Consider the following 13,138-nt stretch of genomic DNA (forward strand, 5'->3'; position numbering starts at 1 on the left):
CTGCCGCCGGCGAGCGACGGCAGCGGCGCGGTCGGCCAGACGCAGAAAGCGGCCGAGCCGGTGCGCACGCAGGCCGAAGAAGCGGTCGTGCAGCGCGAACATGCTCCGCTCTTCGACCACAAGCTGACAATGGACTGGGGCATCAGCGACACCTACTACGATCGCCGCCAGTTGCAGTTGTCGGGCTTCCTCGCGCTCGACGCGATTTTCCTCGGCAACATCAACCTGGGCGAGACCAAGTCGCACCAGGTGATGGCGGATCTCGATACGCGCTACGGCCTGACCGACCGCATGAGTGTCGACGTCGACGTGCCGTACATCTACCGGCATAGCAACTTCATTGTGGGCGGAGCGGGCGGAGCGGCGAGCACGATGTCGGATGCCTCGGTGAACGGCAGCAATATCGGCGACGTCAACTTCGGGATCTACTACCAGTTCCTGAAAGAGACCAACAGCCTGCCGGACGTGGTCGGCAGCCTGCGCATCAAGGCGCCGACCGGCACCTCGCCTTTCGGCGAGAAGCTGGTGCAGCTGGACGCCAACAACACCAATCTGGTGGCGCCGGGCAAGCTGCCCACCGGCACGGGCTTCTGGAACATCACGGCCGGCGTTTCGCTGTTGAAGACCTATGACCCGGTGGTGCTGTTCGGCAGCCTCTCTTATACCTACAACGTCGCGCGCTCGTTCGCGGATATCTCCTCCGTGCAGGGGCAAACCCAGCCGGCCACCGTCAAGCTCGGCGACATCGTGCAGTTCGGCGGCGGCGTGGCGCTCGCATTCTCCGACAAGGACTCGGCCAGCATCTCCTACACGATGGCGCTCGCACCCGAATCGAAGACGCGCGCCCCCGGGGGCTCATACGAAAAAGTGCCGGGCAGCGAGACGACCGCCGCGGCGCTGAATTTTGGCCTGAACCACGTCGTGAACAAGCATCTGACCATCAACGGCTCGGTCTCCGTGGGCTTGACGCCCGACGCGCCGAACTTCGTGGTCGGCATGCGGTTTCCCTACACATTCTGACGTGTCAACGAAACGAGGTCGAACGTGCGTGAATCACCTCATCTGACCAGTGTTGCTCCGGCCGCCGCCGGAGCGGGATCGGGGGCGCAGCGGGCACGGGCGCTGCCGAACGAGACGGCGGCGGGCTGTCCCGCCGATGTCGCGACAGGCCGGCCTTCGGCGGCAGTGTCGACGATAGGCGGCGCGGCGCCGTCGGCCGCGGTGGCCAATGCCGGCGTCGAGCGCCTGCTGCTTTACGTGGCGCGCACGCCGGACGATACGTTGATCGCGCATCTGAAAAGCCGTGGTTGGCACGTCCTGGCGGCGCGTTCGGCGCACGAACTCGGCCGGCTGGTGAAACCCGATATGGCCTGCGCCGGCATCGTCGATCTGGCGAGCTTTCCGCCGCGCGACCTCGCCAGACTCGAAGCGAGCTTGCGCCAGCAGCAGGTCGGCTGGATCGCGCTTGCCACCAGCGAACGGCTCAACGATCCGGTGGTGCGGCGCCTCGTGCGCCACTACTGTTTCGACTTCGTCAAGGTGCCGGTGGCCAACGCCACGATCGACTATCTGGTCGGCCACGCATACGGCATGGTGACGCTGTGCGATCCCGAACTCGCGCCGCCCGCGAGCGAGTCGGGCGACGAGGAAATGGTCGGCACCTGCGAAGCCATGCAGCAGCTCTTTCGCACCATCCGCAAGGTGGCGAACACCGACGCGAGCGTGTTCATCTCCGGCGAGTCGGGCACCGGCAAGGAGCTGACCGCGCTCGCGATTCACGAGCGTTCGCCCCGCCGCAAGGCGCCGTTCATCGCGATCAACTGCGGCGCGATTCCGCACCATCTGCTCCAATCCGAATTGTTCGGCTATGAGCGCGGCGCATTTACCGGCGCGAATCAGCGCAAGATCGGCCGCGTCGAGGCCGCCGACGGCGGCACGCTGCTGCTCGACGAAATCGGCGATCTGCCGCTCGAAAGCCAGGCGAGCCTGTTGCGCTTTTTGCAGGAAGGCAAGATCGAGCGGCTCGGCGGACGCGAATCGATTCCCGTCGACGTGCGGATCATTTCCGCCACCCACGTCGATCTGGAAGGCGCGATGCGTGACGGCCAGTTCCGCGCCGACCTGTTTCACCGGCTCTGCGTGCTGCGAGTGGACGAGCCGCCGCTGCGCGCGCGCGGCAAGGACATCGAAATTCTCGCGCAGCACATTCTGCACAAGTTCAAGACCGACAGCGCGCGCAAGATCCGCGGCTTCACGCCGTCCGCGATCGAGGCGCTCTATAACTACAACTGGCCCGGCAACGTGCGCGAGCTGATCAACCGCGTGCGCCGCGCGATCGTGATGGCGGAGAACAAGCTGATTTCCGCCGACGACCTCGATCTCGCGCACTTCACCGCGCAGCAGACCATGACGCTCACGCAAGCGCGCGAGGCCGCCGAGAAGCGCGCGATCGAAGCGGCGCTGCTGCGTCATCGTCATCGGCTGAACGAGGCAGCGGCGGATCTGAGTATTTCGCGTGTGACGCTGTATCGCTTGATGGGCCAGCATGGTTTGCGCGAATTGAGCGCCGCCGACGAGAAGGCGGCGTTCGGCGCGGCCGATGGCGCGCCGGTATGAGGCGGCGTGCGTTGGATGCGATCGGTGGGGTCTCGTGAAGCGGCGTGACGCTGCGTGACGCTGCGTGACGCTGCGTGATGCCGCGTGGTGCGCGTGGTGCGCGTGGTGCCTGTCACGCAGCGAGATCGCGCAGCCGCGCTGCGGATAGCGCATGGCTTGGCCGGACGCGTCCCGGCCGGCTGCGCGGCCACGCACCGAAACCCGCCGCCGCGGTCCGAACCTGCGCGTCAGGTAGAATCAGTCCGGTTACGTTCCCCTTTCCATTCGATGACGACGCTCACCCTGATCGTCGCTCGCGCCAACAATGGCGTGATCGGCCGCGATAACCAGTTGCCCTGGCGACTTCCCGAAGACCTCGCGTTCTTCAAGCGCACCACCATGGGCGCGCCCATCATCATGGGACGCAAGACGCACGAGTCGATCGGCCGGCCTTTGCCGGGACGCCGCAACATTGTCGTGACACGGGATGCCACGCGGCGTTTCCAGGGCTGCGACGCGGCCACCACGCTCGAAGACGCGCTCAAGCTCGCCGCTCAGGACCAGGCGCCGGAAGCGTTTCTGATCGGTGGCGCGCAGTTGTATGCGGAAGGTTTGCGGCAGGCGGACAAGCTGATCATCACCGAGATTTCCGCCGACTTCGACGGCGACGCCACATTCCCGGCGCTCGACGAAAACGAGTGGGAAGAAGTCGCGCATGAAACGCATCGCGCGGATGCGCCGAACGATTTCGACTACGCGTTCGTGACGTATAAGCGCAAAGGTGCTTAAAAGGTTTTTTGGCTTGAGACGCCAACGCCGGCGCGCAAAGCAAACGGTCGGCGCTGGCTTCCCGATCATGCATAAAAAAACGCCACGCAGTGACTTGCGTGGCGTTCTGCTTTTTACGGGCCAACTGAAACCGCAACCGGACAGCGGCTAAACCCACTTACTGCCCCGCGATCGTCATCCGTTCGATCAGCACCGAGCCGGTCTGCTTGGTGCCGCGCGTGATCGTATCCGCGCCGATCGCGACGATGTGGTGGAACATCTCCTGCAGCGTGCTCGCCACCGTGATCTCCTCGACCGGGTACTGGATCTTGCCGTTCTCGACCCAGAAGCCCGACGCGCCGCGCGAATAATCGCCCGTCACGTAGTTCACGCCCTGCCCCATCAGTTCGGTCAGCAACAGGCCCGTGCCGAGCTTGCGCAGCATTTCTTCGAAGTCGTCTTCGGGACGCGTGTTCGAGCTGCGCAGCGACAGGTTGTGCGAGCCGCCGGCATTGCCCGTGGTCTGCATGCCGAGCTTGCGCGCCGAGTACGTGGACAGGAAATAGCCTTCCACCACGCCGTCTTTCACCACCGAACGCTGTTTGGTACGCACGCCTTCTTCGTCGAACGGCGCGCTGCCCATGGCGCGCGCGATATGCGGGTCTTCGACCACTTGCACGTGCGGCGCGAACACCGGCTTGCCGAGACTGTCGACGAGGAACGAGGTCTTGCGATACAGCGCGCCGCCGCTTGTGGCCTGCACGAATGCGCCGAGAATGCCCGCGGCGAGCGGCGCTTCGAACAGCACCGGCACCTTGCGCGTATCCAGACCGCGCGCGCCGATGCGCGCCAGCGCGCGTTGCGCCGCGTAACGGCCGACCGCTTCCGGATCGGCGAGTTCTTCCGCACTGCGAGTGGACGTGTACCAGTCGTCGCGCTGCATGTTGCGGGCGCTGCCGGCGATCGGCGCGCACGCAATGTAGTGACGCGAGTACGGATAGCCCGCCAGGAAGCCGCGCGAGGTGGCCAGTACGAACTGCGAGTGCTGCGCCGAGACGCTCGCGCCTTCCGAATTCTTGATCTGCGGATCGGTCGCGAATGCGGCGTCTTCCGCGCGGCGGGCAATTTCCACCGCTTCGTCCGCGGACAGATTCCACGGGTGATAAAGATCGAGGTCGCGCGGCGCCGTTTCCAGCAGTTCGGCTTCAGCAAGACCCGCGCAGTCGTCTTCCGCCGTGAAGCGGGCGATGTTGTAGGCCGCCGCGACCGTGTCCTTCAACGCCTGCGATGAAAAGTCCGAAGTGCTCGCATTGCCGCGCTTGTTGCCGATGAACACCGTCACGCCGACCATCTTGTCGCGGTTGTGTTCGATCGTCTCGACTTCGCCGCGCCGCACGGAGACGGACAGGCCGTCGCCTTCGGAAATCTCGGTCGCCGCATCGGTTCCCCCGAGCGACTTCGCGTGACGAAGGATGTCCGAGGCGATTTCCTTCAGTTCATCCTGGGTGTGCGGAAAGAAGCGCTGCTTGACGTCCATGTCTGCTGCCATTGTCGTTGCCGTCCTGTTCGGGGCCGAGCGGCCCTGGGTGGGTTCGCTATGTTCGCTGTATTCGCTGTGTTCGCACCGGTCACGCCGATGCCAGACGCCTGCGCATGTGTCTGGCGCGTGTGTCCGGCGCGTGTCTCCGTTACCTATCCCGCGATCATAGCAAGGTACGCGACGCCGTACCTGGCATTCGCGGCGCCTCGCGTCGCGTCGGCCAGGCGCCGCCCGCGGCGCCGCGTTGTCATCGCTTTGCCATGTACGAGATCTTGCGCGCGGCGGCACCGCGGGTTCGGCGGGCGCGGCACGTTACAATATCGGCATGACACGCAAAACCCGCATTCAACCTATCGAATCCGCCGAGCCGGAAGTCGACGAGAACGGCTACGACCGTCCCAGCAAGTCCCAGCTCAAGCGCGAAATGCACGAGCTGCAGGAACTGGGCTCGGCGCTGATCGCGCTGCCCAAAGACGCGCTCAAGCGCATGCCGATGCCCGAAAAGCTCGACGACGCCGTGCGCGAAGCGCGCCGCATCACCGACCACGAAGGCAAACGCCGCCAGGTGCAATATGTCGGCCGCGTGATGCGCTCGCTGCTGGACGAGGAAACCGCCGCGCTGCGCACCGCGCTCGACACCTATAACGGCGTCAACAAGGCGGAAACTGCCAAGCTTCACTGGATCGAGCGCACCCGCGAAAAACTGCTCGCTGACGACGCCGCGCTGACCGATTTCATCCGCCAGCACCCGAACGCCGACCCGCAGCAAGGCCGCACGCTGATCCGCAACGCCCGCAAGGAAGCGCAGCAGAGCAAGCCGCCGCGCTACTTCCGCGAACTGTTCCAGTGGATCAAGAACGCGGACGGACCGTCCGCGCAAACCGATTCCGACGCCGACAACGCCCTGGACGAAGACGACGATGACGACCGCGACGCCTAAGGCGGTACGCAAGCACCCCGACGAAATCGTGATCGGCCTCGTGTCGATCAGCGACCGTGCGTCCACCGGCGTGTACGAGGACAAGGGCATTCCGGCCTTGCAGGAGTGGCTCGGCGCGGCGCTGAGCTCGCCGTGGCAAGTGGTCACGCGCCTGATTCAGGACGACGCGCCAACCATTTCCGCCACGCTGACCGAACTGGTCGACGAAGTGGGCTGCGATCTGGTGCTGACCACCGGCGGCACTGGCCCGTCGCGCCGTGACGTGACGCCCGAGGCGACGCTTGCGGTCGCCACCAAGGAAATGCCGGGTTTCGGCGAGCAGATGCGGCAGATCAGCCTGAATTTCGTGCCGACCGCGATTCTGTCGCGCCAGGTCGCGGTGATTCGCGAAACGGCGGAGCACGCGGCGTTGATCATCAATCTGCCGGGTCAGCCGAAGTCGATCAAGGAAACGCTGGAAGGTTTGCGCGACGCCGAAGCAGGCGGCGCGGTGAAGGTGCCGGGCATTTTCGCCGCGGTGCCGTACTGTATCGACCTGATCGGCGGACCGTACGTGGAAACCAACGCCGACGTGGTGAAGGCGTTCCGGCCGAAGAACGCGCAGCGCGCGCCCCGGCCGGCTTAGCTTTATTGCGCGCCGTTAGCGGCATCCGGCGCCGACGGAATCAGGAAGTGCTCGCGGTAGTACTTCAGTTCGTCGATCGACTCGTGGATATCGGCCAGCGCCGTGTGCATCGCGCGCTTCTGGAAGCCCTTGTAGATGGCCGGCTGCCAGCGGCGGCACAGTTCCTTCAGCGTGCTGACGTCGAGATTGCGGTAGTGGAAGAAGCGTTCCAGATCCGGCATCCAGCGCGCCATGAAGCGGCGGTCCTGGCAGATCGAGTTGCCGCACATCGGCGATTTGCCGGGTGGCACGAAAACGCTCAGGAAATCGCGAATCTGTTCGGTGGCATCGGCCTCGCTGACTGTAGACGCCTTCACGCGGTCGATCAGTCCCGAGCGGCCATGCGTGTTCTGATTCCACTGATCCATTTTGGCGAGCGTCTCGTCGCTCTGATGAATCGCCAGAACCGGACCTTCGACCAGCCTGTCGAGCGTCGAATTCGTCACCACCACCGCGATTTCGATGATGCGGTCGGAATCGGGCTCGAGCCCAGTCATTTCCATGTCCAGCCAGACGAGATTCATATCGCTGCGCACGAGCGGCGGCTGTTCGGTGGATGCGAGGATGTCAGTCATGAAGGCAGCCCTGATGGCCGGGCAAACAGCGGCTCTGCAAGCCCGCCTGCCACGGCGCTGGTTCGTTTGAGATTGGTTTAAGCGTGTTCCCGCCGCGCGGCGGGAAGAAACATATAATTCTCGCATAGATACCACGGAATCCCCGGATGCCTACCCTGTACTTCACCGTTCTGTTCGTCGTCGCCGTCGTGGCGATGGTCGGCACCAAACTGTGGCTCGCGTCGCGGCAAATCCGCTTCGTGGCCGGCCATCGCGAGCAGGTGCCGAGCCAGTTCGTCGGCACCATCGCGCTCACCGCGCACCAGCGCGCCGCCGACTACACGGTCGAGCGCACGCGTCTGACCATGATCGAAATCGTCGTCAGCGCGGCCGTGCTGATCGGGCTCACGCTGCTCGGCGGCGTGCAGGCGCTCGATCTCGGCATCTCCGACTGGCTCGGCCGCGGTTACATCGGCCAGATCGCGCTGGTCGCCGCGGTGATCGCGATCACCAGCGTGATCGACCTGCCGTTCGACTACTACCGGCAGTTCGTGGTCGAGCAGCGCTTCGGCTTCAACCGCATGAGCAAGGGCATTTTCTTCGTCGACCGGATCAAGGGCGTGCTGCTTGGCGCCGCTTTCGGCCTGCCGCTGCTGTTCGTCGTGCTGTGGCTAATGAACCAGGCCGGCAGTCTGTGGTGGCTGTGGACGTGGATCGTCTGGGTCGCGTTCCAGATGCTCGTGCTGGTGCTGTATCCGTCGTTTATCGCGCCGCTTTTCAACAAGTTCGAGCCGCTCAAGGACGAAGCGCTGAAAAGCCGCATCGAGGCGCTGATGCAGCGCTGCGGCTTCGCTGCCAAGGGCCTCTTCGTGATGGACGGCAGCCGCCGTTCGGCGCACGGCAACGCCTACTTCACCGGCTTCGGCGCGGCCAAGCGGATCGTGTTCTTCGACACACTGCTCGCGCGTCTGTCGGGCAACGAGATCGAAGCCGTGCTCGCGCATGAACTCGGCCACTTCAAGCGCCGTCACGTCATCAAGCGCATGCTCGTCACGTTCGCGATCAGTCTCGCAATGCTCGCCCTGCTCGGCTGGCTTACGCAGTGCGTGTGGTTCTATGAAGGGCTGGGCGTGCGGCCCTCGCTGATCGGCGGCAATAGCGGCCTCGCGCTGGTGCTGTTCTTCCTCGCGCTGCCGGTGTTCCTGTTTTTCGTGACGCCGCTGGGCAGTCTCAGCTCGCGCAAGCACGAGTTCGAAGCCGACGCGTTTGCGGCGACGCAGACCGATGCGCAAGACCTCGTCAACGCGCTCGTCAAACTGTACGAGGACAACGCGTCGACTCTGACGCCCGACCCGCTCTACACCGCGTTCTACTACTCGCATCCGCCGGCATCGCAGCGGATCGACCGCTTGCTGCGGCACGCATGAGCGGCCGCTCCCCGAAAGCGCCGCGCGCGCCCTCCAGCACGCGCGTAGGCGGCCTCGTGGTGGCCGCGCATGGCCGCCACTATCTGGTCGCGCCGGATGACGGCGGCGCCATGCTCCAGTGCTTCCCGCGCGGCAAGCGCAGCGAGGTGGCCGTCGGCGATCGCGTGGTTTATGAGCTGGCTTCGGCGGATCAAGGCGTGATCGTCGAGATCGGTGAACGGCGCAATCTGCTGTATCGCTCAGATCAGTACAAGTCCAAGCTGTTCGCTGCCAACCTCGATCAGCTGTTGGTCGTGTTGGCCACCGAACCGCATTTCAGCGAAGACCTGCTCGGGCGCGCGCTCGTCGCGGCAGAGGCGAACGAGTTGAAGCCGCTGATCGTGCTGAACAAGACCGACGTCACCGATGCGCTCGAAGGCGCGCGCAAGCGGCTCGAGCCGTACCGCGCGCTGGGTTATACGGTCGTGGAAGTGTCGATCAAGATGCAACCCGAGGCCGCGCGCGCAGCGTTGATCGAACATCTGCAGGGCCATTCGACGCTGCTGCTCGGCCAATCCGGCATGGGCAAATCGACGCTCGTCAATCTGTTGATTCCCGATGCCGAGGTCGCCACGCGCGAGATTTCGACCGCATTGAACAGCGGGCGCCATACGACGACCTTCACGCGTCTCTATCCGCTGCCTGATAGCGCGGACGGCGAAGGCGGCGCGTTGATCGACTCGCCGGGCTTCCAGGAATTCGGCCTGCATCATTTGACCGAAGGCCGGCTCGAGCGCGCGTTTCCGGAGTTCCGGCCGCTGCTGCCGAACTGCCGGTTTTACAACTGCCATCATTTGCAGGAACCCGGTTGCGCGATTCTCGAAGCCGTGGCCGATGGACGCATCCGCCGCGAACGGCATGCGCTGTATGCGCAACTCGTGCACGAAGCCAGCCAGATCGTCCGCTGACATGAAACTGATGCGCGCGCCGAATCTCATCATCGGACAGCATTGGGTCAACGTGCTGGCTACCGCTGGCATTGCTTGCGAGTTGCACAACCGTTATCTGAACGGCGCGCTCGGTGATATTCCGGCGGATCAGTGCTCGCCGGAACTTTGGCTCGTCGATGAACGTGATGAGGCGATGGCGCGGAGGTTGATCGACGCAGCTTCGCATGGACCGGCGGCGGGGTCGCCTGGGTGGAAGTGCCGTCAGTGCGGCGAGGCGCTCGAGGCGCAGTTTACGGTTTGCTGGCAGTGTGGGACGGCACGCGATCCACTGGACGGGTGAAGCGGCTTATCGCTGACCGGTGCATTGCGTACGGTGTCGCGGCACGAATGGAAAAGGCCGTGGGCGATGCACTCCACGATGCGATTTCCGGCGCTTAAAAACAAAACCCTACGTTTCTTCGAAGCGTAGGGTTTGTCGGCGGACTGATACCGGCGCGCGGCTTTGTTTCTCTACAGCAAATAGCGCTAGCTTGATGGCGTCAAGCGAGCCACACCGCGATCGTCAGCATCAGCAGCAAAATCATCCACAGCACCACCGCGCGCCACACCAGGCCCACGGCCGATTGCAGCGTGCGCGGCGTGCAGTCGTCGCCGACCTGCATCGGGCCGCCGTCACCAGTGGCGAGCGCGTCGAGGCTCGATGGTTCAGCCAGCGGCCCGCTCAGACGTGCGCCCAAGGCGCCGCTGCCCGCGGCCAGCAACACGCCGTCGTTCGCGTCCGGCCATTGGCGCGCATGGTTGCGCCATGCATAAATCGCGTCTTCAAAATTACCGACGATCGCAAAGCCCAGCGACGTCAGCCGCGCCGGCACCCAGTCGATCACGAAGAAAGCACGCTGCGCAAAGCTCGAAAACGCGACAGTGCGATCGTCGACCGGCCGCGCCCACGTGCGCGCCAGGTATTCGGCGATCCGATACAGCACCGCACCCGCCGGACCGACCGGAATCAGGAACCAGAAGAACACGCCGAACACGTGCCGATGCGAAGCGACCACCGCATGAATCAGCGTGTGACGCACGATCTCGCTGACAGGCATGTCGACCGTATCGAGCCCGGTCCATTCGTTCAGGATCTCTCGCGCGCGCGGCACGTCGTCGTTATTCAACGCGAGGTGGATGTCCGTGAAATAGTGGCTGAACTGGCGGAAGCCCAGCGTGAAATACAGCACCGCGACGTTCCACAGGAACGCCAGCGCAAAGTGAATGTGATACAGCACGTAATAGACGAGCGCAACGACCAGCGTCCACGGCACCACCACCACGAGCCAGGCGAGCAAGCCGTGCCTCGGCTTGCCGGCATCGAATCCGTGCGCCGCCGACTCCGCATGGTATTGAAGCAACGCGGACACCGGATTGTTCGGCGACAGCGCGCGTACCTGTTCAATGATTAGAGCCAGCAATACGGAGAAAAAAGTCATGCGGTGCGCCGTGCTTTTCGAGTTTTACGATTGTTTTATAACGATAGCACAGGGTCGGATGCCACTGAGCGCGGACCTCGACAAACACCTGACAACTGCACAGTCCATGCGGCTCATGCCGCGAGGAAGCGATAGAAGTTGCGCAGCATGGCGGCCGTCGCGCCCCAGATGAAATAGTGGCTGCCGACTTCGCTGCTGCTCTCGTCAACTTCAGGATCGGCCTCAGCCAATGCGGCGCGCGGATACGGCATCGCGAAAAAGCGCCGTTCGCCGCCTTCATAGCGGAACACGCGGACTTCGTGGTGCACGGGGTTCATCAGAAAGGCGAGCGGCACCTCGAAGACTTCGGCCACTTCGAGCGCGTCCGCCTTTACCGTGAACGGCGGATGCACGAGGCCGATCACCGGCGTCACGCGAAAACCGGTGCCCGTCAGGTAGTCGGGCAACGCGCCCAGAATTTCCACACGCGATGGATCGAGACCGACCTCCTCCTCCGCTTCCCGCAGCGCGGTGGCCGTCGCGTCGGGGTCAAAGGGTTCATGACGGCCGCCGGGAAAGCTCACCTGGCCTGCATGATCGTTCAGATGGTCGGCACGCTGAGTCAGCAGCACGGTCAGGCCGTGTTCGCGGACCACCAGCGGCACCAGCACCGCCGCGACTCGCGGATCGGCATGCGTATCGCGCCAGGGCGCATCGACGACGAGTTCGGGGGTCCAGGCCAGGCGTTGCTCGAAGCGCGCGCGCAGGCCGTCAGGCGTGAGACGGTCGCCTGCCACCGGCGGCAGATCGGTGCCTGTTGCTTCGACAGGCAAGGTTTCAGGCTCAAAGACGGGGCGGGTCAACGGGTCTCTCGAAATGAGCGGATAGGGGACATGCCGCTATTTTGACCTGGCAAACAAAAAAGCACCCGCGAGGGGTGCTTTTTCTTACAGCTTTTACGCTTCCGGAGCAGCGCGGTCTTTCTTCGCGACCAGCTTTTCCTTGATCCGGGCCGACTTGCCCGAACGGTCGCGCAGGTAGTACAGCTTCGCACGACGCACATCGCCACGACGCTTCACGACGATGCTTGCCAGCAGCGGCGAGTACGTCTGGAACGTACGCTCGACGCCTTCGCCCGACGAAATCTTGCGGACGATGAACGACGAATTCAGACCACGGTTACGCTTGGCGATCACGACGCCTTCGTAAGCCTGAACACGCTTACGCGTACCTTCGACCACGTTCACGCTGACGATCACCGTATCGCCGGGGGCGAATTCGGGGATGGTCTTCTCGCCGAGGGCGCGGCCGATTTCTTCCTGCTCGAGTATTGCAATCAGATTCATCACTGACTCCTAGGTCCATCTTGTCGGCGTTCGTACCTGCCTCGTGAAAACACTTGGCTACGGCCCCGATAGAGGATGGGTTCACATCTGGCGCCGTGCACGCATGCGCGGCGCCGCCTAATGTCCGCTCGAAAGACCGAAGGCTTTACGCCTTCGACTCTTCCTTTGCGAGACTCGCAAGCCATGCCTCGTCGGCACGGCTCAACATCTTGTTCTTTCTGGCCTTCACGATCAGATCGGGCCGTTTGTTCGACGTGTTACGCAAGGCTTCACGCCGGCGCCACGCTTCGATCTCCGCATGATGGCCACCGAGCAGCACATCAGGCACGCGCACGCCGTCGTATTCCTCGGGACGCGTGTAATGCGGGCAATCCAGCAGCACGTCGACAAAACTATCCTGCACCGCCGACTGCGAGTCGTTGAGCACGCCGGGCAACTGACGCACCACAGCGTCCATCAAGGCCATGGCCGGCAGTTCGCCGCCCGACAGCACGAAGTCGCCCAGGCTGACTTCTTCGTCGACGACACGGTCGAGCAAACGCTGATCGATCGCTTCATAGCGCCCGCACAACAGGATCAGCCCGGGTTCTGCAGCAAACTGCATGACGCGGTCGTGATTCAACGTGGCACCTTGCGGCGACATCATCACGACACGCGACGCGCTGATACCCTGCTCCGCCTGCGCCGCTTTCGCCGCGCCGATCGCGTCTTCCAGCGGTTTGGCCAGCATCACCATGCCGGGGCCGCCGCCATATGGGCGATCGTCGATCGTGCGGTAGTTGTCGGTCGTGAAATCGCGCGGATTCCACGTACGCAACCCGTAGCGCTCCTGCTTCGCCGCCCGGCTGGTGATACCCCAGTCGGTCAGCGCGCGAAACATGTCAGGAAAGAGCGTAACGACATCGAACTGCATCGCCC

General features: G+C 64.0%; 14 protein-coding genes (1 of these 14 cut by a window edge). 8 read left to right on the plus strand and 6 right to left on the minus strand.

What is annotated here, in order from left to right:
- The 3 genes from ACFSNN_RS24585 to ACFSNN_RS24595 form a co-directional block, all read left to right on the plus strand.
- On the plus strand, positions 1–1,020 hold the 3' portion of the coding sequence (locus tag ACFSNN_RS24585) for a hypothetical protein (RefSeq protein WP_465263559.1). The gene continues 390 nt to the left of window position 1, outside the view; only the last 1,020 of its 1,410 coding nucleotides appear in the window; the start codon falls outside the window, past its left edge; its stop codon occupies positions 1,018–1,020.
- Between the two features lie 24 nt (positions 1,021–1,044).
- The gene (locus ACFSNN_RS24590; RefSeq protein WP_134458152.1) at positions 1,045–2,616 is read left to right on the plus strand and encodes a sigma-54 dependent transcriptional regulator; all 1,572 of its coding nucleotides are present in this window, start codon (positions 1,045–1,047) and stop codon (positions 2,614–2,616) included.
- 267 nt (positions 2,617–2,883) lie between these two features.
- A complete protein-coding gene (locus tag ACFSNN_RS24595; protein ID WP_134458150.1) occupies positions 2,884–3,384 on the plus strand; it encodes a dihydrofolate reductase in 501 nt (166 codons plus the stop codon).
- 157 nt (positions 3,385–3,541) lie between these two features.
- On the opposite strand, the gene pmbA is transcribed toward ACFSNN_RS24595, so the two are convergent.
- Positions 3,542–4,912 (minus strand): metalloprotease PmbA, encoded by a 1,371-nt coding sequence (gene pmbA, locus ACFSNN_RS24600; RefSeq protein ID WP_012433939.1) that lies wholly within the window; start codon positions 4,910–4,912, stop codon positions 3,542–3,544.
- 316 nt (positions 4,913–5,228) lie between these two features.
- Between pmbA and yjgA the strand changes: the two genes are divergently transcribed.
- Positions 5,229–5,843, plus strand: coding sequence for a ribosome biogenesis factor YjgA (gene yjgA / locus ACFSNN_RS24605; RefSeq protein WP_106310128.1), 615 nt, complete (start codon positions 5,229–5,231; stop codon positions 5,841–5,843).
- Positions 5,824–6,468 carry a molybdopterin adenylyltransferase gene (gene mog, locus ACFSNN_RS24610; RefSeq protein ID WP_134458148.1) on the plus strand — a complete coding sequence of 215 codons (645 nt, stop codon included), beginning with the start codon at positions 5,824–5,826 and terminating at the stop codon, positions 6,466–6,468. The genes yjgA and mog overlap by 20 nt, the downstream gene beginning before the upstream one ends.
- Before the next feature lie 2 nt (positions 6,469–6,470).
- On the opposite strand, the gene orn is transcribed toward mog, so the two are convergent.
- Complete coding sequence (gene orn, locus ACFSNN_RS24615; protein WP_134458146.1) at positions 6,471–7,082, minus strand: oligoribonuclease; 612 nt, start codon at positions 7,080–7,082, stop codon at positions 6,471–6,473.
- 146 nt (positions 7,083–7,228) lie between these two features.
- Here orn and ACFSNN_RS24620 point away from each other — a divergent pair, with 146 nt between their 5' ends.
- Genes ACFSNN_RS24620 through ACFSNN_RS24630 form a run of 3 tightly spaced genes read left to right on the plus strand, consistent with a single transcriptional unit; the run spans position 7,229 to position 9,757 of the window.
- Positions 7,229–8,488 (plus strand): M48 family metallopeptidase, encoded by a 1,260-nt coding sequence (locus ACFSNN_RS24620; protein WP_134458145.1) that lies wholly within the window; start codon positions 7,229–7,231, stop codon positions 8,486–8,488.
- A complete protein-coding gene (gene rsgA, locus ACFSNN_RS24625) occupies positions 8,485–9,435 on the plus strand; it encodes a ribosome small subunit-dependent GTPase A (protein ID WP_012433944.1) in 951 nt (316 codons plus the stop codon). The genes ACFSNN_RS24620 and rsgA overlap by 4 nt, the downstream gene beginning before the upstream one ends.
- 1 nt (position 9,436) lies before the next feature.
- A complete protein-coding gene (locus ACFSNN_RS24630; protein ID WP_106309971.1) occupies positions 9,437–9,757 on the plus strand; it encodes a putative signal transducing protein in 321 nt (106 codons plus the stop codon).
- Positions 9,758–9,956: 199 nt separating this feature from the next.
- Here ACFSNN_RS24630 and ACFSNN_RS24635 read toward each other — a convergent pair whose 3' ends face one another.
- From ACFSNN_RS24635 to trmD, 4 genes are all read right to left on the minus strand, one after another.
- Entirely contained in the window at positions 9,957–10,895 is a 939-nt protein-coding gene (locus tag ACFSNN_RS24635; RefSeq protein WP_134458144.1) for a CobD/CbiB family protein, read from the minus strand.
- A 113-nt stretch (positions 10,896–11,008) separates the two neighbouring features.
- On the minus strand, positions 11,009–11,737 hold the full coding sequence (locus ACFSNN_RS24640) for a CoA pyrophosphatase (RefSeq protein WP_134458143.1): 729 nt from the start codon (positions 11,735–11,737) through the stop codon (positions 11,009–11,011).
- A 93-nt stretch (positions 11,738–11,830) separates the two neighbouring features.
- Positions 11,831–12,220 (minus strand): 50S ribosomal protein L19, encoded by a 390-nt coding sequence (gene rplS, locus ACFSNN_RS24645; RefSeq protein WP_012433948.1) that lies wholly within the window; start codon positions 12,218–12,220, stop codon positions 11,831–11,833.
- Positions 12,221–12,365: 145 nt separating this feature from the next.
- The gene (gene trmD, locus ACFSNN_RS24650) at positions 12,366–13,133 is read right to left on the minus strand and encodes a tRNA (guanosine(37)-N1)-methyltransferase TrmD (RefSeq protein WP_134458142.1); all 768 of its coding nucleotides are present in this window, start codon (positions 13,131–13,133) and stop codon (positions 12,366–12,368) included.
- Positions 13,134–13,138: the final 5 nt, after the last annotated feature.

The organism is Paraburkholderia dipogonis, assembly GCF_042680985.1.
GTDB lineage: Bacteria > Pseudomonadota > Gammaproteobacteria > Burkholderiales > Burkholderiaceae > Paraburkholderia > Paraburkholderia phytofirmans.